This window comes from Psychrobacter sp. MES7-P7E, assembly GCF_002863645.1.
Lineage (GTDB): Bacteria > Pseudomonadota > Gammaproteobacteria > Pseudomonadales > Moraxellaceae > Psychrobacter.
Genome location: NZ_PJBU01000094.1, coordinates 20,826 through 41,441, shown reverse-complemented (window position 1 = coordinate 41,441; position 20,616 = coordinate 20,826). Strand labels below are relative to the sequence as shown.

16 protein-coding genes are annotated in these 20,616 nt (G+C 44.0%); 3 read left to right on the top strand and 13 right to left on the bottom strand.

What is annotated here, in order from left to right:
* The first annotated feature begins 2 nt into the window (after window positions 1-2).
* Window positions 3-1,442 carry a reverse transcriptase family protein gene (locus tag CXF62_RS07190; RefSeq protein WP_102093585.1) on the top strand — a complete coding sequence of 480 codons (1,440 nt, stop codon included), beginning with the start codon at window positions 3-5 and terminating at the stop codon, window positions 1,440-1,442.
* 93 nt (window positions 1,443-1,535) lie between these two features.
* Here the strand turns inward: CXF62_RS07190 and uvrA are convergent, their stop codons facing one another.
* From uvrA to yghU, 5 genes are all read right to left on the bottom strand, one after another.
* A complete protein-coding gene (gene uvrA, locus CXF62_RS07185) occupies window positions 1,536-4,103 on the bottom strand; it encodes an excinuclease ABC subunit UvrA (protein WP_102093583.1) in 2,568 nt (855 codons plus the stop codon).
* Window positions 4,104-4,340: 237 nt separating this feature from the next.
* A complete protein-coding gene (locus tag CXF62_RS07180) occupies window positions 4,341-5,585 on the bottom strand; it encodes a DUF819 family protein (RefSeq protein WP_102093581.1) in 1,245 nt (414 codons plus the stop codon).
* 278 nt (window positions 5,586-5,863) lie between these two features.
* Complete coding sequence (locus CXF62_RS07175) at window positions 5,864-7,531, bottom strand: DEAD/DEAH box helicase CsdA (protein WP_101205896.1); 1,668 nt, start codon at window positions 7,529-7,531, stop codon at window positions 5,864-5,866.
* A gap of 585 nt (window positions 7,532-8,116) precedes the next feature.
* Window positions 8,117-9,409 (bottom strand): DUF1176 domain-containing protein, encoded by a 1,293-nt coding sequence (locus CXF62_RS07170; RefSeq protein WP_228153188.1) that lies wholly within the window; start codon window positions 9,407-9,409, stop codon window positions 8,117-8,119.
* A 264-nt stretch (window positions 9,410-9,673) separates the two neighbouring features.
* The gene (gene yghU / locus CXF62_RS07165) at window positions 9,674-10,495 is read right to left on the bottom strand and encodes a glutathione-dependent disulfide-bond oxidoreductase (protein WP_102093580.1); all 822 of its coding nucleotides are present in this window, start codon (window positions 10,493-10,495) and stop codon (window positions 9,674-9,676) included.
* 342 nt (window positions 10,496-10,837) lie between these two features.
* Between yghU and CXF62_RS07160 the strand changes: the two genes are divergently transcribed.
* A complete protein-coding gene (locus CXF62_RS07160; RefSeq protein WP_102093578.1) occupies window positions 10,838-12,214 on the top strand; it encodes a DHA2 family efflux MFS transporter permease subunit in 1,377 nt (458 codons plus the stop codon).
* 183 nt (window positions 12,215-12,397) lie between these two features.
* On the opposite strand, the gene bfr (CXF62_RS07155) is transcribed toward CXF62_RS07160, so the two are convergent.
* The 3 genes from bfr (CXF62_RS07155) to CXF62_RS07145 form a co-directional block, all read right to left on the bottom strand.
* A complete protein-coding gene (gene bfr, locus CXF62_RS07155) occupies window positions 12,398-12,877 on the bottom strand; it encodes a bacterioferritin (protein ID WP_057760255.1) in 480 nt (159 codons plus the stop codon).
* A gap of 68 nt (window positions 12,878-12,945) precedes the next feature.
* Window positions 12,946-13,434: a bacterioferritin gene (gene bfr / locus CXF62_RS07150; RefSeq protein ID WP_057760257.1), complete on the bottom strand. Its 489-nt coding sequence runs from the start codon at window positions 13,432-13,434 to the stop codon at window positions 12,946-12,948.
* A gap of 382 nt (window positions 13,435-13,816) precedes the next feature.
* On the bottom strand, window positions 13,817-14,008 hold the full coding sequence (locus CXF62_RS07145) for a (2Fe-2S)-binding protein (protein WP_102093577.1): 192 nt from the start codon (window positions 14,006-14,008) through the stop codon (window positions 13,817-13,819).
* 389 nt (window positions 14,009-14,397) lie between these two features.
* Here CXF62_RS07145 and CXF62_RS07140 point away from each other — a divergent pair, with 389 nt between their 5' ends.
* Window positions 14,398-14,727 carry an ArsR/SmtB family transcription factor gene (locus CXF62_RS07140; RefSeq protein ID WP_102093575.1) on the top strand — a complete coding sequence of 110 codons (330 nt, stop codon included), beginning with the start codon at window positions 14,398-14,400 and terminating at the stop codon, window positions 14,725-14,727.
* Window positions 14,728-14,892: 165 nt separating this feature from the next.
* Here CXF62_RS07140 and CXF62_RS07135 read toward each other — a convergent pair whose 3' ends face one another.
* The 5 genes from CXF62_RS07135 to CXF62_RS07115 all read right to left on the bottom strand — a co-directional run bounded on the left by CXF62_RS07135 (window position 14,893) and on the right by CXF62_RS07115 (window position 20,259).
* Entirely contained in the window at window positions 14,893-15,615 is a 723-nt protein-coding gene (locus tag CXF62_RS07135; RefSeq protein ID WP_082624600.1) for a sulfate/molybdate ABC transporter ATP-binding protein, read from the bottom strand.
* Between the two features lie 96 nt (window positions 15,616-15,711).
* Window positions 15,712-16,662: a sulfate ABC transporter permease subunit CysW gene (cysW, locus tag CXF62_RS07130; RefSeq protein WP_102093573.1), complete on the bottom strand. Its 951-nt coding sequence runs from the start codon at window positions 16,660-16,662 to the stop codon at window positions 15,712-15,714.
* A gap of 1 nt (window position 16,663) precedes the next feature.
* On the bottom strand, window positions 16,664-17,548 hold the full coding sequence (cysT, locus tag CXF62_RS07125; RefSeq protein ID WP_102093572.1) for a sulfate ABC transporter permease subunit CysT: 885 nt from the start codon (window positions 17,546-17,548) through the stop codon (window positions 16,664-16,666).
* Window positions 17,549-17,771: 223 nt separating this feature from the next.
* Window positions 17,772-18,863: a sulfate ABC transporter substrate-binding protein gene (locus CXF62_RS07120; RefSeq protein WP_102093604.1), complete on the bottom strand. Its 1,092-nt coding sequence runs from the start codon at window positions 18,861-18,863 to the stop codon at window positions 17,772-17,774.
* 268 nt (window positions 18,864-19,131) lie between these two features.
* Window positions 19,132-20,259, bottom strand: a complete 1,128-nt coding sequence (locus CXF62_RS07115) for a sulfate ABC transporter substrate-binding protein (protein WP_102093570.1) — start codon at window positions 20,257-20,259, stop codon at window positions 19,132-19,134.
* Between the last annotated feature and the right edge of the window lie 357 nt (window positions 20,260-20,616).

Genomic DNA, 20,616 nt, shown 5'->3' with positions numbered 1-20,616 from the left:
GTATGACCACACACACAGCCAACAATAACGATTACATCAGCCCTGAGCCAGCACCCACTCCTTTTGAGCGTCAGTGGCAGCAACTATGGCAAGATATTGAGCTGGCGGGCGGACGTTACCAATATGTTCAGCAGCAGCTAGTAAGTCAAGGCTTTATGGTCGATCGTCAACCTGTCGACAATATGAGCCCGAAAGAACGGGATCGCTATAAAAAAGCTTTGAAAAAAGAGGCGGCTGAAGAAAAAAGTCTCAAAAAAGCTGCTTGGCAAGCATACAAAGCGCATCACATGGTTTATCTTGGTCGTCATATATATTGGACGGACGATACCAGTATCGATAAGTGGGACGTAAAAGACGCGGCCAATCGGCTGATTGAAAACAAACTGCCATTGCTGCATAAACATAATGAGTTAGCAGAAGCGGTTAACCTTTCCATTCCGCAGTTAAAAGGATTGTGCTATCAAAGAGAAGTTGCCACCAATCTGTCTTATTCGCATTTTACTATTGCCAAACGCAATGGGACAGCACGTCAAATATGGTCGCCGATACCACGTTTGAAGTTTGTACAACGCTGGATTTTGCATAATATTTTGAATAACTTAACGACGCATGGTGCCGCCCATGGCTTTGTACGCGGAAAATCCATCGTGACCAACGCGGCAGTACATAGCAATAGTGAGCTCCTTATTAAGCTTGATGTCAAAGATTTCTTTCCTAGCGTGAGCTGGCGCCGTGTCAAAGGGGTCTTTCGTCATGCTGGCTACCCAGAGCAAATTTCGACATTACTGGCATTACTCTGTACGGAGTCCCCTAGGCAAGTGGTACAGCAAGATGGCGTTACCTACTATGTGGCATTAGGTGATAGAGCCTTGCCACAAGGCGCGCCTACCAGCCCTGCATTAACGAACATTGTTTGCTTAAATCTGGACCGCCGCTTGACAGGGTTAGCAGAAAAATTGGGGCTACGTTATAGTCGTTACGCCGACGACTTGACCTTTAGTGTTCCTGCTATTGAAGACGTCAAACCCAAATCGAAGGCTAAAACAACGATTAAAGCCACGACCAGCACCGCAAAGAAACAAGCCGATGCGCAGCACAACAGGCTAATCGGACAACTGCTCGGCTCAGTCCATAAGATATTACGCGAAGAAGGTTTTGCATTGAATAATGATAAGACACATGTGATTCGTAAAGGCAATCAGCATAACGTTACTGGCATGGTGGTCAATGGACAAGGCGTACCCAGGGTATCTCGTCAAATCAAAAAAATGTTGCGGGCGGCGGTACATAATTTAGAGGCAGGCGGGCAATTGCGTGCTGATGAGACTTTAAATACGTTGTCAGGATATGCCGCTTGGATAGCCTCGGCAGAGCCAGAGTTGGGACATAGTTATCTAGATAGAATTGAGCGTTTGCAAGTACAGCAAGAGACACCTGCATAGATATTTCTTTATATTTATAAAAAATGAGTATTAGAAAATCCTATTTCTAATACTCATTCAAGTAAAGCATGTTAGCTCGGAACTATATTTTAATTAAATCGATAAGAACGCTGCAGTACGACTGTCTTTTGATTGGGCAACGTCATATGGCGTACCTTGTGCGACAATAATCCCACCCGCATCGCCCGCCCCTGGCCCAATATCTATAATCCAGTCACTATTGCTCGCCACCTGCATATCATGTTCAACCATGATGACGGTATTGCCCGCATCGACAAGACCGTTCAGCTGCGTCATAAGCATAGACACGTCAGCAGGGTGTAGGCCAGTGGTTGGTTCATCCAATATGTATAGTGTGTCGCCTCGCTGCGTGCGTTGCAGCTCGGTGGCAAGTTTAATACGCTGTGCTTCGCCACCTGATAATTCAGTGGCAGGCTGACCCAAACGTAAGTAACCAAGTCCAACTTGTAGCAACGCTTCTAATGCACGCAAAATAGGCGCTTCATCGACGAAAAATTCATGGGCTGCTTCAACCGTTAAGTTTAATACTTCAGCGATGTTTTTGTCTCGATAAGTGATTGCCAGCGTTTCCTCGTCATAGCGTTGCCCATGACATACCTGACAAGGCGCGTAGACGCTTGGTAGAAACAACAGCTCAACACTGACAAACCCTAACCCTTCACAATTTGGGCAGCGGCCTTTGGTCGTGTTAAATGAGAACCTGCCAGCATCATAGCCATGAGATTTTGCTTGCTTAGTCGCCGCAAAAATCTTCCGCACATCATCAAACAGACCCGTATAGGTTGCCAAGTTAGAGCGCGGTGTACGACCAATTGCTTTTTGATTAATATTAATGAGACGTCGGACATGCTCCATGCCAGCGACGATTTCACCGCCAGTTACTGACTCAAGCTCCTGCTCAAGTAAGTCCGCCTCACCGACAGGCGATTCTGTGACTGTTTTTTGCCCCAAGGCTTCATTGATAAGCTCTACCAACGCTTGACTGACGAGACTTGATTTGCCTGAGCCCGAGACCCCTGTGACACTGGTCATTACCCCAAGCGGAAACTCAACGTCTAATCCTGTTATGTTATTTCGCTCAATATTGGCAAGCTTAAGCCAGGCTGCTGGCTGCCTTGTATTAGATTTTGACTGTGCGTTAGATGTCGCATCGGCAAAGAGATATTGACCAGTATGCGACTGTTCAATCTCACGAAGTCCATCTATAGGGCCACTATAGACAATCTCGCCACCATGCGTGCCTGCCTTTGGCCCGACATCGACTACCCAATCAGCATGTCTGATGACACTAACATCATGCTCAACAACAAATACTGAATTCCCAGCTGCGATTAGCTCATCCAATGCACCTAGTAATGCTTGAGTATCAGCGGGATGCAGACCTGCTGATGGCTCATCAAGAACATACACCACGCCAAACAGCTGCGAGCGAATTTGAGTGGCCAAACGCAGTCGCTGTAATTCACCAGGAGAGAGTGTCGGTGTGGTACGTTCAAGCGAGAGATATCCTAACCCTAACCTTGTCAGCGCTTCAACACGAGAGAGAATATCACTGGCGATACGTTGGGCAACGATGGCTTTTTCGCGGTTTGGCGTGTCATCAGTTACCTTAGTCCGCGCTGTTTTTTCCAGTTTTTCCGCCATTTCAGTCAGTGTTAGCTGTGATAGCTCTCCGATATCGAGTCCTGCAAACTTAACCGATAGCGATTCTTTCTTTAGTTTTTTACCATGACATTCTGGACACTCAGATATCTGCATAAACTGCGAGACGCGTTTTTTAGTACGCGGGCTCTGAGTGGTAGCAAAAGAGTGCAAAATGAAGTTTTTGGCACTGGTAAAAGTACCCATATAGTTTGGCTTTTCGCCTTTTTCTATCGCATCGCGCGTTTGCTCAATGTTGTATTCAGGATAGACAGGTACTGTTGGCGTATCATCTGTAAACAAAATCCAGTCGCGTGTTTTTTTAGGTAGTGTGTGCCATGGTTTATCAATATCATAGCCCAATGTGGTCAATATACGACTGAGGTTTTGACCTTGCCACGCTGGTGGCCACGCTGCAATCGCACGCTCACGGATGGTCTTGGTATTGTCTGGCACCAGCAACTCTTCAGTGACCTCAAATACGCGGCCAATACCTGAACAAGTTGGGCAAGCACCATCTGGCGTATTGGGAGAGAATGCATCGGCATATAGTATTCCTTGATCTGCCGGATATTCTCCTGCTCGTGAGTACAGCATGCGCAGGCCATTGGATATCGTCGTAACGCTACCCACAGACGAGCGCACTGAAGGCGTACCTCGCTTCTGCTGTAAAGCGACTGCTGGTGGTAACCCTTCTATAGAATCAACGTCTGGCTCATCGACCTGATCAATGAGTCGTCTGGCATAAGGCGATACAGAATCAAGATAACGGCGTTGTGACTCGGCAAATAGTGTACCGAATGCTAATGACGACTTGCCTGAGCCTGAGATACCAGTAAAGACCACCAAGGCATTACGAGGTAAGTCAACATCAACGTTCTTCAAATTGTGTACGCGCGCACCTCTGACCTGAATATTATCTTGGTCAGGGTTATAAAGGGTATTTCTCACTGTGCTTGTTTTACTTGTTTTTTCTTCTAATTTTTCTGAATTTGCCATAGCGTTATTGTTCCTATCGAATCGTTGTTTATTCCTAACGTGCTTAGTTTTCTTTACTTGATTAGTTGTCTTTATTTAATTAGCAGAAAGGTTAACACGTACTCATGTGTGGCCATGGCTAGGCTTACATATCAATAGCATAGATAGACAAAACGATAACTCAAGTCACCCAATCATTAATAATAAAAAACCCGCATCAAGGCGGGTTTTGTTCAGCAAGAACTGAAAATTTAGACATTAAGACACAACCAAGCGCATCAATTGGGTGCTGATATAACCACCAAATGTCCCTACTGCGTAACCTAAAATACCCAAGAACACGCCAACAGGCGCTAGCGATGGATGAAAAGCTGTGGCGACAATCGGTGCAGAAGAAGCACCGCCCGTATTGGCATTAGAGCCAACTGCCAAAAAGAAGAACGGTGCTCGAATGATTCTAGCAACGGCAAATATGATAACGACATGGATGCTCATCCATAGTAAACCGATAAGCAATAGTCGCCACTGTGAGACGATTCCAGCCAGATTGATTTGCATACCAATCGCGGCGATTAATACAAAGATAAATACGGTGCCGATTTTTGATGCACCCACATGGTCAAGCCGACGAATCTTAGTAAATGAAAAGATGACGCCTATTAAAGTGATAATCACCACCATCCAAAAGAACGAGCTGGCAAAGCTATATTGAACGGCCCAACTATAAGGGGCAAAGAAATCTGCAATCTGGCCACCGACAAAGTGCGCCACTCCGACCATCGCAAAGCATAAGCCAAACATCACCATCAAATCATTGATAGTGGCTGGGCGGGCATGATCACGCTCATAGCTCTCGACTGCTTTGACTACTTTATCAATACTACTCGTATCAGCTCGCAAAAAGCGGTCTATCTTATCGCTATGTTTTGCCATTACTAAGATAGCTAACAGCCACAGCGAGGCATTGGTGGTATCGACCAAAATCATCATACCAAACAAATCATCACTGACCCCAAACAGCTCCTTCATCGCTGCTTGGTTGGCCGCGCCGCCAATCCAACTACCTGCTACAGCAGAAAACCCACGCCATAAAGTATCATCGGTAAACATGGCAGGCGATACCCATTTAGCGACTCCCAAACTGATTGGACCACTGATGACGATAGCGATACTGGCAGCAAAAAACATAGCGATCGCTTTCCAGCCTAAGCCCAGTATTTTAGGCACATCCATGGATAAGGTCATCAATAGCAAACTTGCTGGCAGTAAGTAAGTGGCAGTAAAGCCATATATCTGCGAACCAACACCATCGGCAAACACGCCCAAACTGTTTAAAGTGGCTGGTATAAAGCAGCAAAGCACAATACCAGGTAGTACGGCATAAAACCGACGCCAAAACTTACCCGGCAAGCCTTGGGTATAAAAAACCAGACCAATAATGGCCATGATAATGCCAAAGGCTAATGGCAAATTATCAATTGCTAAATTTGAGGTGGCAGGCATCAAGGCGCTCCAAGAGTTACAACGGGCAAAAGTAAATCAGTATAGACAAGGCAAAAAACTCCTGCAAGCAGCCATCAAATATTAGCTAGGATTTGCCGAGTAGTATTTGACAGGATAAATGGCAAGGTGACGGCTAGACACGTAACGTCATACGCCCGTTATTGAGCAATATAAAACAGGTAAACGCAAAAAAAACCAGATAACAAGTATCTGGCCTTTTTAGTGCTATCTTTAGACGATTAATGAATCAACGATTTTAATCGTCAAATATAGCTGTATTACGAGTTGTTACCACGGTTGCCGCCGTTTGGACGACCTTGGCCACGGCTGTCAGAACGACCAGCTGGACGACCTTGGCTACCGCTTGGACGACCGCGACCAGTTGCAGCGCGCTCACCACGTGGAACGCCATTGCTATCACCGCGGCTTGGGCCACCAGTGCGCTTGCCTTGATACGGCTTGCCACCTGAACGCTCATTCGGTTTGCCTGACGTGTCACGTGGCTTACCTTGATAACCGCTGTCATTGCTAGCGCGTTGACCAGTGTTGCTATCGCTTGAACGACCACGACCTTGACCACCACCGCTAGATTTACCAGCATAGCCACCGCCTGAACGACCACGGCCTTGACCGCCACCGCCGTTAGAACGACCACGACCACGGCCACGACCATTACCTTTGTTTTCGCTAGGTACGTAAGTTTTCTTAGGCTCCATACCTTCGATAACACATACTTCCATTTTGCGATCTAAATAACGGTTGATAGCGTTAAGCTGTGGACGATCATCCATGCTACATAGGCTGATAGCAACACCAGTACGACCAGCACGACCACAACGACCGATACGATGGACGTAATCTTCAGTCTGACGCGGCAAGTCATAGTTGATAACGTGCGAGATAGCTGGGATATCTAGACCACGAGCAGCAACGTCAGTCGCTACTAGGATTTTTACTTTACCATTACGCAAGTCTTGAACGATACGGTTACGCTTGCTCTGTGGCAAGTCACCATGTAGGAAGCTTGCTTTATGGCCTGCTTCTTGTAACTGTTTAGCCAGTTTTTCAGTGCTACGTTTGGTAGCAGCAAAGATAATGATTTGTTCCATATCTTGTTGGCAAACGATTTTGTCAAGTAAACGGTTTTTGTGATCAAAATCATCACAGTAGTACACTTTTTCTTCGATGTGTGCAGATTCTACTTTGATTGATACGCGCTCAGGGTTCTTAGTGAAACTGGCAGCGATTTTACCTACTGGGCCATCCCAAGTTGCTGAACACATGATCGTTTGACGATCGATTGGCGCTGCACGAAGGATGTCACTGATGTCATCAGCAAAACCCATGTCTAGCATACGGTCAGCTTCGTCAAGTACCAATACTTCTAGGTTTGACAAATCAACGCGACCTGCATTGATATGGTCAAGTAGACGACCAGGCGTTGCAACGATTACTTGAACGCCCTTTTTCAAAGCAGTGATCTGACCGTTGTATGGTGCGCCGCCAACTAGTGGTACACAAAATAGACCGCGCATATCTTTAGAATAAGTGCGAACGCTGTCATGTACTTGCTGAGCAAGTTCACGCGTTGGCGTTAGGATAAGTGCTTTGGTTAGTTTGTCAAAGCTAGTCGCACGGCTCAAACGGTCAAGTACAGGGATAACGAAAGCCGCTGTTTTACCACTACCCGTTTGCGCTGACAATAAAAGGTCACGACCGGCTAGAGCAAAAGGAATGGCTTGTTCTTGAATAGGGGTTGGATTGGTATAGCCACTGCGATCAAGGGCAGTAAGAATTGGCTTAGCAATGCCAAGATCAGTAAAAGTGATTTTGTTTTCTTCAGTGGCGTCAGTAGCAGCCGCTTGAGTATTGTTATCAGTATTTGGAGTGTCAGTGCTTTCGATGATGCCGTTTTCAGCGGCGATTGCAGATAAGATGTCAGTCATAAGAATCCTTGGTAAGTATAAGTTGCTGTAAATTCAGCAAACTTGATGCATACCACTGATAACCGTTCACCACGCTGCTCTTATTAGCATTACCGAGCAATATAAAATTGTCGATAATTAGAAACCAAGCCAATAGAGCTTAGCGTCTTTATAATAAATGCGTTCGTGCTGTCTGACGTATTTTGGTGGTAGTGCCGAGTGTCTTATCCTTGCTTGATATACGCTCATTATCAATGCTTTGTCCAAAGCAGATAAAGGCAAACAGCAACCAATCTAGACCCTAGTTATAGGCCAGTAGATAAGATATGAGTCAAAAATAACTGATATTTTTAAAGGTTATTTAAGTACACAAAATCATCGGCAACAATTACTTATGGTCATCCTAGACCCAAAATCGCAGGCGATGTTATCAATCTCATAATTCACGAAAGCCTAAGCTAACGAGGCGACGCAGTATAGCACAATAAAAAAATATATGTACCTATTTCTTCAATTACTGAGTAAATAAGCACTAACAGTGTTGATAATAAACAAGTTTAGTTGTTTTATTTAATAACTAAAGCAAATGAGCTACTCACTATTTATCTATCGTACTACTTTGACTTCTGTTACATAAGTAGGTAGCTGCCATGCCCCGCCCGCCTCGATTAAGCGGCAAAGTCCAGTGGTGCTTTCATGGCTTTTTTCAAATGCACGGCCCGTCCATAGCCAATCGGTTTTGCTCATGCAATCACCGATGCCGCGACCTTTTTGTACAGAGGTAAGCTTGCCTTTATCGTAGCCAGTAGCATTGGTCGTAACCAACGTTGGCTTATAAGGTTTACTATCATTGAGCACCCAAACCCCTGCTCCAGCGTTATAAGCGCCTGTCCAGCACTCATGCTGTGCCAACAGCTGAGAGCCATTTAGACGACTGATACGCCAAGGTGATTTGTCTGAAAGATTGGGACAAACGCTGTCTGCATCTTTCATTGTGCCTTTTACCAACGCTGCCAACTGAGAGGACCTCATTACAAACTTTTTGTCATTACCATCGTCCGCTTTGGCGCTTGGAACGATGAACTGCAGTACTGGCGCGGCTTTGGGAGGTAATATACCGCCACTAGATTTAGCAGCATCGTCATTTTTGATAAAAGCACTGGATGTACCAACGCGACCTTGGAACTCATCGGCTTTTAGCATAGCAGCACTGGCACCTTTGTCAGAGAGCTGCCAACGTGAATTGCGCAAGGCCAACGTAATCTTGCTAGATTTGGTCAAAGCTTCTAACAATGCAGTTACCTGCGCTTGAGTAAGCTCAGCGTTACCTGCAGCGGCTGAATATGGCTTCGTCTCACCATAATCCTTATCATTAATAAACAACGAGATGCGATGACGATTACCAAGCTGCATTAAGGCTTTAGACGAGCTGTCCTTTGCTCCGCCAAGCTTTACTTTACCATCCACGCCAGCATTTGCACCTGCACGGCGTACGAGCAATATAGAAACCGGAAACTCACTGTTATTCTCTGCTTGATACCCTGCCAGCCGGCACGTACGCGTATTATCACAAGCGACTTGCCAGTCTTGACTAGTAAACTCAGTCGATGTATTGGCCATACTGGTGGTACTGAATAAAGCGGTACTAAGCGCTGCAAGTACAGGCAGTAATATTTTATTTTTTATCATATAGGTGGATTGTTCTTTTATTTTTTTAGGTATGTTTTCTGAATAATACTCTACAGTGATGTTTTTGGGATTTTTATTAGACTGGGCACTGTTTTTATAGCTATTGTCATCATACTTATTATCGTCATAGATAATGCCTGACCTACTAACACCAGTTAAATCAGCGCCTCTTGATAGCGACATATCGTTTATATAATTATTGTCTTTCATAATCATCACCTTTCAGTAGAAGAAGTATAAACACCTGTCTATTGTAATGGTGCCCGGCTATCTTAACGCACTAGTGTTTCTATCTGTTGTACTAATGTATCATTGTGTAAAGACAAAAGAAAGACCTAGCATACATTATATTCATTTTTATGAATATAAGTAAAAAGGCTGATAAGCTATTTGCTTATCAGCCTTGCTGCTGTGTTTAAGGTTTATTTATGCTTAAAATGTACTGTTAGATCTAAACTGTATTGAGTACTTAGTTTAGTCGATTGGTTTTAGCTCTAGCGCTACTGCACGTTTAACCGCAGGACGTTCAGCGATTTTCTTAGCCCAACGCTGCAAGTGTTTATAGTCTTCTACTTGTAAAAATTCTGCCGCGTCATAGAGCTTACCTAGTGCCAACTGACCATACCAAGACCAGACAATCATATCCGCAATGTTGTAATCAGATTCATCATTGCCGCACAGGTACTCATTATCTTTTAAATGCGTATCTAATACATCGAGCTGACGCTTGGTTTCCATCGTATAGCGGTTGATTGGGTACTCTAGAGGTTCAGGCGCATACGCATAAAAGTGTCCAAAGCCGCCACCTAAGAAAGGCGCGCTACCCATTTGCCACATAATCCAAGACAAACAATCTGCTCGCGCTTTGCCAGTAGCCAGTGGTAGGAACTTATCAAACTTTTCTGCTAGATACATTAAGATAGCACCCGACTCAAAGAGTGCTATCGGCCCCTCTGCTGTATCAGTAGAATGATCGACCAAGGCTGGAATCTTTGAATTAGGGTTTATCTCTACGAACCCTGAGCCAAACTGCTCACCTTTAGAAATATCGATTTTATAGGCATCATATGCTGCTCCGTCAATGCCAAGCTCTGCCAGCTCTTCTAATAGTATGTTTACCTTGACACCATTTGGCGTATTTAACGAGTACAGCTGTAACGGAGCATTGCCAACAGGCAGCTCTTTATCATAGCGAGCTCCAGACGTTGGACTATTAATACTAGCAAACTTGCCGCCGTTGTCTTTATCTTGTGTCCAAACTTTTGGTGGTACGTATTTATTATTATCTTGACTCATAATTTATCCTCGGTTTGTATTTATGACTGCCGTGAAGGTTTACTATAACGAGAACTCGTAACGACTTTAAAGTCCTCTCTTGTAATCAATGTTGTGTTTCTACTGCCAAAGTAAATAGAGAGGAGCTATTAGCACGCATCGAATTTCTTGTCATATTTCGCCTCTTTGCCTTTTTATTAGCTACCCTTCGCATCGTTGCTCTTATATAAGTTATCTTATATCAGTTACTTTGAGTCACTTTTATTATGAGCTAGGCTTTCTTATACTACTCAGCTTGCATAGTGATCTGCTCGCAAATCCGCTATTTTCTTACTTCATAACGAGACGTTCAATGGGATTCACATGGTAACGCTCACCCCAACTCAAGAGAAATACCTGCCTTATGTACTAGCGGTAGCGTTATTTATGCAAATTTTAGACGCTACTATTTTGAATACCTCATTGCCACAAATGGCGCAGGCACTGGGTGAGTCACCACTAAAAATGCAATGGGCCGTCATCAGCTATGCATTAACCTTAGCGATTTTTATCCCTATTAGTGGTTTTTTAGCGGATAAATATGGCACACGCCGCGTATTTTTATCGGCGGTCATCATTTTTTGTGTTGGCTCATTACTGTGCGCGGCCTCACCCACACTAGATTTTTTGATTGGCTCACGCATCGTTCAAGGTATTGGTGGCGCGATGATGACGCCTGTCGCTCGTTTGATATTGGTTAAGTCTTATCCGCGCAATAAGCTGCTCACTGTGATGAATTTTGCTGTAATACCTGCATTGGTTGCACCATTAGTCGGTCCAGTATTGGGCGGCTATATCGTGCAATATGCCAGCTGGCATTGGATATTTTTGATCAATATACCGATGGGTGTGGCAGGTTTTATCATGGGCAAAAAACTGGTTCCAGCGCTATTTGAAGATACCAAGCGCCTTGACTGGACAGGGTTTGTATTGTTTGCCGCCGCTGCTTGCGGATTCACTCTCGCTGTCGAGTTTGGTTCACAGACTGGTCGCGGGGTTTATGGGCTATTACTCGGGTTAGGCGCAAGTCTATTGATCGGTGCGTACATCTGGCATGCCAAACGGCGAGCAGCTCCCCTGTTTCCACTCAGCTTGTTTGATATTCGTACCTTTCGAATCGGTATTACAGGCAATTTGTTTACGCGGCTTGGTATCAGTGCCGTGCCATTTTTGCTGCCCTTGTTACTCCAAGTGGTGTTTGAGTACTCACCTTCGCAGGCAGGTTGGTTGCTTGCCCCGATTGCGGTGGGTGCTATAGGTATCAAACCTTGGGTTAGCAAGATTATTCAGCGGTTTAGCTACCGTAAAGTACTGGTCTATAATACCTTGTTTATGGGTTCGCTTATCATTGTGCTAGCGCAGTTTAATGATGCCTCGCAGTGGCTATGGTTTATACCCATCCTGACCATCATGGGTGCCTGTAACTCCATGCAGTTCAGTGCGATGAATACGATTACTATTGGCGATTTACAGGGCACACAGACTAGTAGCGGTAATAGCTTAATGGCGGTCAATCAGCAGTTGGCGATTAGCTTTGGTATTGCGTTCGGTGCTGCTGTGTTGAATCTATTACGTGAGCGTCTACAGATGGATACGTTAGTAGCGTTCCAAACCACTTATTGGATATTGGGCATTTTGACCATTCTCTCGGGGCTGTATTTTTTACGTCTAAAACCTGAGGATGGCCGCGGTTTATACTAGGGTGTGTCTTCAATCGAGATAAGCTTTCTATTGAGTGAGATTTTACGTACGGCAAGTCTCTATTCTATATATCCGAAACGTTAAAAATAGCTTATCTATAGACAGAAAAAAGCCAGCATGCGATTGGATTATCAATCTCATACTGGCTTTTTTTATTATGACTTACATTAATAGCAAATACTATTATGCGTCATCATCACTCATTTGCGATTGGATGTAGCGTTCTACACCAATACTTTCTATCAAGTCTTGCTGCGTTTCTAACCAGTCTTCATACTCTTCATTGCCATCTTTTAGCGTGACTAATAGCTGGCGGGAGACATAGTCAGACTTTGTTTCACATAAGGTGACGGCATCAGTAATAATATCAAATTTTTGTCTCTCAAGACGTAAATTGCACTCAATGATTTCTGGTACATCTTCACCGACCAAGACCTTGCCCAGTTCCTGCAAGTTTGGCAAACCGCCTAGCAATAAAATACGAGCGATTAGGTCGTCTGACCATTTCATCTCAGCAATAGATTGCTTATATAATGAGTCATTAAGCGCCTCTAGACCCCAATGACGTGCAATACGTGCATGCAAAAAATACTGGTTGATGGCAATCAATGACTGCCCAAGTACTTTGTTTAACGCGCGAATAACTTCTTTATCCCCTGTCATTACCTTTCTCCCTTAATCTCTGTTATTTATGCTAAATACTGTGAATGCTACTTATATGTAGGATGATATCAGACAATATTAGGAGTGACTTCAGCCATTTGGCTTTGTAGGTAATTCGGTAGACCAATCATGTCGATGAGACGGAGCTGCTGCTCAAGCCAATGCGCATGATCTTCTTCGGTATCTTTCAACTGCTCAACCAACATCTCACGCGTGACATAGTCATGCTCTGCTTCGCAAAGTGCGATGCCTTCTTTTAGATGCTTTTGTACTTGGTACTCTAAATCTAGGTCAAACTGCAACATCTCAGGGACAGTCGCACCAATATGGATAGCATCGACCGACATCTTTGGCGTGCCACTCAACATCAAGATACGGCGAATGATATTCTGTGCGTGTAGCGTTTCGTCTTCCATTTCATGATGGATACGATCGTACAACTTGCCATAGTGCCACTCAGCATACATCTCTGAATGGATAAAATATTGGTCACGGGCAGCAAGCTCACCACCTAGTAAGAAATTCAAATAATCAATGACTTTCTGGCTACCTATCATAACGCGTACTCCCCTATTTATTTTTACCGATCACCATACATCCACAATTTATTATATAAGGATAGCATAATTGGCAAACTGACCAGTAAAAATCAAAATCAATAAAATGGCTTCTAATCTCAGGTAAATATAGTAGCATACAGGCGCAGTATAGGGTGTAACGTTATGAACTAAGAATAAGATGCTAATTGAGAATCATAATTAGCTACAACTGGCATGAAACTATTTCATATAGTTCGTGTTGGTGTATGACTGAAGTTATATGGACGCTTGCACACTGCTCCTTATGTATAATAAATAGAGCTAGATGCAAAATACTGAATATAATTTATCGTGTTAGATTTTATTGCACTAAATAATGAGAATGTGTGATTAACAGTGTTTAAACGGCGTATGCTAGATTATCGAGTTTTGCATGATGTTCGTTTAGGTAGTCATTGACCATCGGCTCACAGCAGCCACAGCACGTTGCCACGTCGAGCGTATCTTTTAGACCATCGAGCGTATCAACACCTGCAGCAATAGCTGCTTTGATTTGCTTTTCTTTTACGTTGTTACAGATACATACGTACATGGATTGGCTCCTCGAAATACCACTATTCGATAATGACGGCATACGACACTTATATAGAAAACCTTTGTGATAAGTGTCGTTGATAAACGGATAATTTACTGTTTTCTAGCAATTAAAAATTAGTTGTTGAAATCACGTTTATCCCTTGCAGTATAATAACGATAATTATTATCATTTTCAATCACATTCGATATATTTATTCGTTGAGACAGTATCCTTGTATTACAGGCATTTCATTTATGTAAGCGGATATAAGTGTGCGTGTAACCGAATATTGTCAAAGGTAGTGAATTGACGATGAACTGTAAATTTGCTTATTTTTTAATCGATTTTGTAGATAACTGCTGTTATATTGAACCCCTATTAACGAAGCCCATTGGAATTCTCCTATGTCTGATAATAATTTTACGATACGACCTATCGATTTATTCAAAGTCCTATCTGATCCGACACGTCTAAAAATATTTCAAATTCTTTTTAAAAAAGAAGCACGTTGCGTGGGTGATTTGGTAGATATGCTTGACCAGCCACAACCAACAATATCACGCCACCTAAACCATTTGAAAAAATTGGGTATTTTGAGCTGTGTGCGTGATGGTACTTGGATGTGGTATGAGGTCGCTGATGATTTACCAGATTGGTGTCAAGATATCTTAGACATCACCTACGAGCAAATCACTCCTAGCGGCACTAGTAGAGATGCATCGGATCTTGCTTAGATACTATTGTCCGCTTAGATTTTTAGCTCTTTGACTGCGCTTTATAAAAAGCGCTTGAGACCATAAATCTGCGGCAATGCTCCAGACCAAAAAAGACCTACTTTCGTAGGTCTTTTTTTTGCTCAACTATTGATAATTTGACTTAAATTGCGCTAGGTCAAATACTTATACAAGATCTAAGAAATCGCTGATAAAGGCGTTGGCTGGCTGGTGTATCAACTCCTCTGACGTGCCTACCTGCTCTACTCGGCCCTGATTCATCACAACGATCTCATCTGATACCGCACGTGCTTCTTCTTGATCATGCGTTACCATGATACTGGTGATACCAAGCTCGTGGTGGATGTTCTTTAACCATGTACGCAGTTCTTTACGGACTTTGGCATCTAGTGCACCAAACGGCTCATCTAGTAGCAACAGCTTCGGTTTGACAGCAAGTGCACGTGCTAGCGCTATGCGCTGGCGCTGACCACCTGATAGCTGATGCGGATAAGCATTGGCAACTTGTGGTAGCTGCACGAGGTCTAAGAGCTCTGCCACACGCTTATTAATATCAGCTTTGCTCGGGCGTTCGTTTTTTGGCAACAAGGTCAATCCAAACGCCACATTGTCCGCGATGTTCTTATGGCGAAACAGCGCATAATGCTGAAACATAAAGCCAATATGGCGCTTTTGGACTGGGGTATTGGTCACATCTAGCTCATCAAACAATACCTGTCCAGAGTCAGCATATTCCAGACCCGCGATAATACGTAGCAAGGTAGTCTTACCGCAGCCTGATGGACCTAGTAACGTCGTCAATTTGCCAGTCGGCACCGTGATATTGATATTGTCTAAAGCCGTAAAATTGCCGAATTTTTTATTAACGTTGCGAATCTCAATGCTCATAATCGTATCTCTTATTATATCTTTTGTCGTATCGTGGCAAGTAGCTGAGTAGCGACTGCATCCGTAGTATTAACATCATTTATCAGATAATGGCAGTTATACCTTGCCAGTACTGTCCGCACTCGTCGATTCAGTAGCGGCAGTGGCATTAGCACTCACTGGCAGTTCAGGTGCGCTGGCGAGCCGCTCAGACTTGGCAAATTTACGCTCTTGTATCTTGGTCATGACTTGCTGAATCAGTAGCGTCACTAAGGCCAATGCAGCCAATATGCTCGATAAGGCAAACGCAGCGGTAAAGTTATAATCGTTATAGGCAATCTCAACCAATAGCGGCATGGTGTTGGTCTCGCCGCGAATGTGACCAGATACCACGCTGACCGCACCAAACTCACCCATCGCGCGGGCATTGGTCAGAATCAAACCATATAGCAGCGCCCATTTGATATTAGGCAGTGTCACATGCCAAAACGTCTGCCAACCAGTCGCGCCTAATGTTAACGCTGCTTGCTCTTCAGAGTCGCCTTGAGTCTGCATCAATGGAATCAGCTCACGTGCAACAAAAGGAAAGGTCACAAACAACGTTGCCAAAATAATACCAGGCACCGCATATATGACCTGAAAACCCATACTCTCAAGCCAACCGCCGATAGTAGAGTTCAGTCCAAACAGCAGCACAAACATCAAACCTGCAACCACTGGCGATACCGAAAATGGCAAATCTAGCAAAGTGGTGACCAGCTGCTTACCTTTAAACTGATAGCGCGTGACCAACCATGCAATTGCAATGCCCATTACCATATTAATCGGTAAAACAATTCCTGCCGTAATAAGCGTCAGCTTGATGGCTTGCAAAGCTTCAGGGTCTACTAATGAAGCAATATACAACTGCCAACCATTTTTAAAGGCTTCATAAAACACAGCCAGTAATGGAATAACCAACATGACAATCATGAATAGCACTGCAATGGCAATAAAGGTGCGACGTATCCATGGCGTATCTTTAGTCGCAGCGTTGCTTTGGTAGTCATAGCTATTAGATATTTGCATATTAGCGAGCTCCTACACGGCGCGACAGTTTCCACTGCATGATATTAATGGTCAGCAGGATGACAAATGATATGAGTAGCATAAATAATGCAACCGCAGAAGCACCTTGAATATCAAACTGCTCAAGTTTACTGATAATGATAAGCGGTAAAATCTCAGACTGCATCGGAATATTGCCCGCGATAAAGATAACCGAGCCATACTCGCCAGTGGCGCGGGCAAACATCATACCTGCACCCATCAGCAAGGCTGGCAATAACTCCGGCAAAATCACTTTACGAAAAGTCGTCAAACGATTGGCACCCAATACGGCTGCGGCTTCTTCAAACTCTACTGACAGCTCAGCAAGTACAGGCTGTACCGCACGGACAATAAAGGGGAAACTAACCACAACTAAAGCCAGCCAAATACCTATTGGCGTAAAAGCGACCTGAATATCGAACTTGGCAAACCATTGACCGATCAAGCCATTAGGCGCATATAAAGTGGCAAGCGAGATACCTGTAACGGCCGTTGGTAAGGCAAATGGCAAATCAACTAAGGCATTAATCAGTGACTTACCCCAAAAATCATAGCGGACAAGTACCCATGCGACCAACGTCCCAAATACCATATTGGTCAGCATCGCCAAAAACGACATCCATAAGCTCAGCTTAATAGCGGCAGTGACTTGTGGCTGGGTAATGGTTTCCCAAAAGCCCGTCCAACCCATCTGCGTTGTGGTATAGGCCATCATGGCAAACGGTAGTACCACCAATAACGACAAGCTAAAGACAGTAATACCCATGCTCAGACCGAACCCGGGTAGCACATTGCGCTGACGCAAACGGGTCAGCCAACCTTTTTTATTGCCGGGCTTACTGGCAGAAGAAGATGTTGCACTCATAGTGATGTCCTATTGCCTAACTGATGGTACTTAGCGAGGGTGCTCACTGTAAGACCATTATTACCATTGTTATCAAAATTATTATTGGTCGGCTTATGATATAAAGGACATAGTGCGTACGACCATGTCCTTTATGGGGTGCTTCATGACTGACTGTACGAATAATTGAGTTAATCCGTTCCAGCGGTTAGCGCAGTAGCTGCTCTAAGTACTTAGCAAGTGATTACTGAGGCGCGTTAATTGCCAATTGGTCAAACACACCGCCATCGCTGAAGTAAGTGCTCATGATCTCATCCCACGTACCAAAGGCATCATTCGGGCGGAAAGTCTCAACTGGCGGTAATTTGTCACCGTTTTTGTCAAGAACGCTCTTAACGCTAGGACGTAGATATAGATTGGCCGCTAGCTGCTGAGCAGGCTCACTCCATAAGTAATCAAGGTACGCTTTGGCAGCGTCTGTAGTGCCTTTTTTATCTGTTACCGTCTTCACAACTGCTACAGGGCTTTCTGATTTAATTGAGTATTTTGGATAAACGATGTCTACTTGACCTGCGCCAAAATCAGTCGCTGCAAGGTTGGCTTCGTTTTCAAAAGTAACCAATACATCACCAATACCGCGCTGTACGAAAGTCGTTGTCGCGGCACGTCCGCCGTTTTCATAGACTTTGACATTTTTTAGCATGTCTTTTACGTAGCCTTTAGCTTTTGTTTCATCTTTATTAAAAGCATGTAGACCATAACCGTATGCACCTAAGAACGCGTAACGACCGTTACCCGTCACCTTTGGATTGGCCATGACAATCTCAACACCGTCTTTGGTCAAGTCTTCCCAGTCTTTGATATTTTTTGGATTATCTTTACGTACCAAAAATACGATCGTGCTGGTAAATGGCACTGCGTTGTCTGGGAATTTGCTTTCCCAATCTGACTCAACCAAGCCTTTTTTCTCAAGCAGCTCAATATCAGACCCTTGGTTCATGGTGGCAACATCGGCTTGTAGACCGTTGGCAACAGACAATGCTTGCTTACTTGAGCCGCCGTGTGACTGTTTGATTAGAATATTGCTGTCTGGATTTTCAGCTTTGTAGTGCTCAACAAACAACGGGTTATAGTCTTTGTAGAAATCACGTGCCACATCGTATGAGACATTAAGTAGCTCGATATTTTGCCCTTCTGTCGTTGCTGAACCATCAGCTGCGGCCTCAGTAGTCTCACTGTTGCTACAGCCAGCTAGACCAAGAGTCAAAGCAACGCCAGCAATACTCAAGGCACTAAGAGTTTTACTTTTCTGTTGATAACGAGCTACGTCTGTCATAAATACCTCAAAGATGTCTGTTGTGTAATGCAAGTATGCTAACAGCGCCATCTTATTATGTTTAATGATGAATATGCGTATGTTATTGCCAAAAGGGAATAACCAGTAAACAAAGCTAGACATATCAATAAGTTGTTAAAAGAATCTATATGTATAACTGACTGTTTGTTTATTGATGGTTTTAATACTGGCATGTGCCCTATCTACCTTGTCCGCGTTTTATTGAAAGCAGCTAAGATAGATAGCTATATAAACTGAGAATTAACGACTACTTCGTGGTTGCCAGCTGATCAAAACGGCCACCATCTACAAAGAAAGCATCCATAATCTCTGCCCATGAGCCAAACACAGCCACAGGTTCAAACGTTTCAATATCAGGCAAGGTGTCTTTATGAGCAGCTAGGATTTTCTCATCACTTGGACGCATGTACATTTTTGCCATGAGCTCTTGGGCAGGTTTGTCCCATAAACCTTTCAGATAAGCACTGGCTGCTTCCGTCTTACCAGATTTTTCAGTCACTGCCGTTACGACTGCTACTGGGTTGGCAATCACAATCGAATAGCTCGGGTATACGATATCAACGTTACCCTTTGCAAATTGCTGGGCAGTTAAATGTGCTTCGTTTTCGGTCGTGAGCAGCACATCACCTAGGCCACGCTGAGTAAAGCTGGTCGTTGCAGCGCGCGCCCCATTGTCATAAGTGACCACGTTTGCCAGCAGCTTTTTGATAAAGTCATTGGTTTTTACAGGGTTTTCATTACTGCTTTCTTTGAATTGGTGCAAACCATAACCATAGGCACCCAAGAAGGCATAACGCGCCGTGCCACTGGTTTTCGGGTTCGGGATGACCACATCGACATCATTACGTGCCAAATCTGACCAATCTTTGATATTTTTTGGATTACCGGCGCGAACCAGTAGCACCATAGTGCTGGTGTACGGCACGGCATTATTTGGTAGTGCTTGTTGCCAGTCAGCAGCGACCAAGCCTTTCTCCACCAACAGATTCATATCGCTCTCTTGGTTAAAGGTCACCACATCCGCTTGCAAACCGTTGGCAACAGAAAGCGCCTGCTTACTAGAGCCGCCATGTGACTGATTGATATTTACTTTGCTATTTGGGTGAGTCTTCTGATAGTCGGTACTGAATAAAATGTTGTAGTCTTTATAAAAGTCGCGCGACACATCATAGGAAACGTTGAGTAGATTGACATCTTGCGTCTCGCCACTGGCATTATTTGGCGCGTCATCTTGCGTCGCTTCTGTTGGACTGCAGCCTGTTATTATCATCGCTGCTGCGAGCATGCCACTGGTGGCAAGTACACGTGCTTTTACAGGCTTATTATTAGTTGATTGAATGCTAGCAATGCTGATTTGTTGAAATTTTTTTTGCATGATGCTCTCGATAAAAGTATTAGAAGCGTTTTGTCAAAATCTTGACCATCATCACAGGGCCTACAATCTTTTGAGTTCGGTTGTCGGGATGATGCAAGCTATGCTAGCAGCATAAATAGCAAACGCTTAGTGACGAATTAGCTTATCGACTAGTGAAGTTGGCATAAGTGATAGGAGCAATCGTTTTGCATCGTTAAGAATAAAATGGGTTGAGTAGTTGCTGACAGGTTTATTAAGTAGACTATGATTTGGGTAGGCTGTACCATTATTTTTACGTCATAAAGTTTGCTGTATCAATGATACTTTCATTATTACGATACTATGCAAACCTTACCCTCCTACTTGACCAAAGGCCCT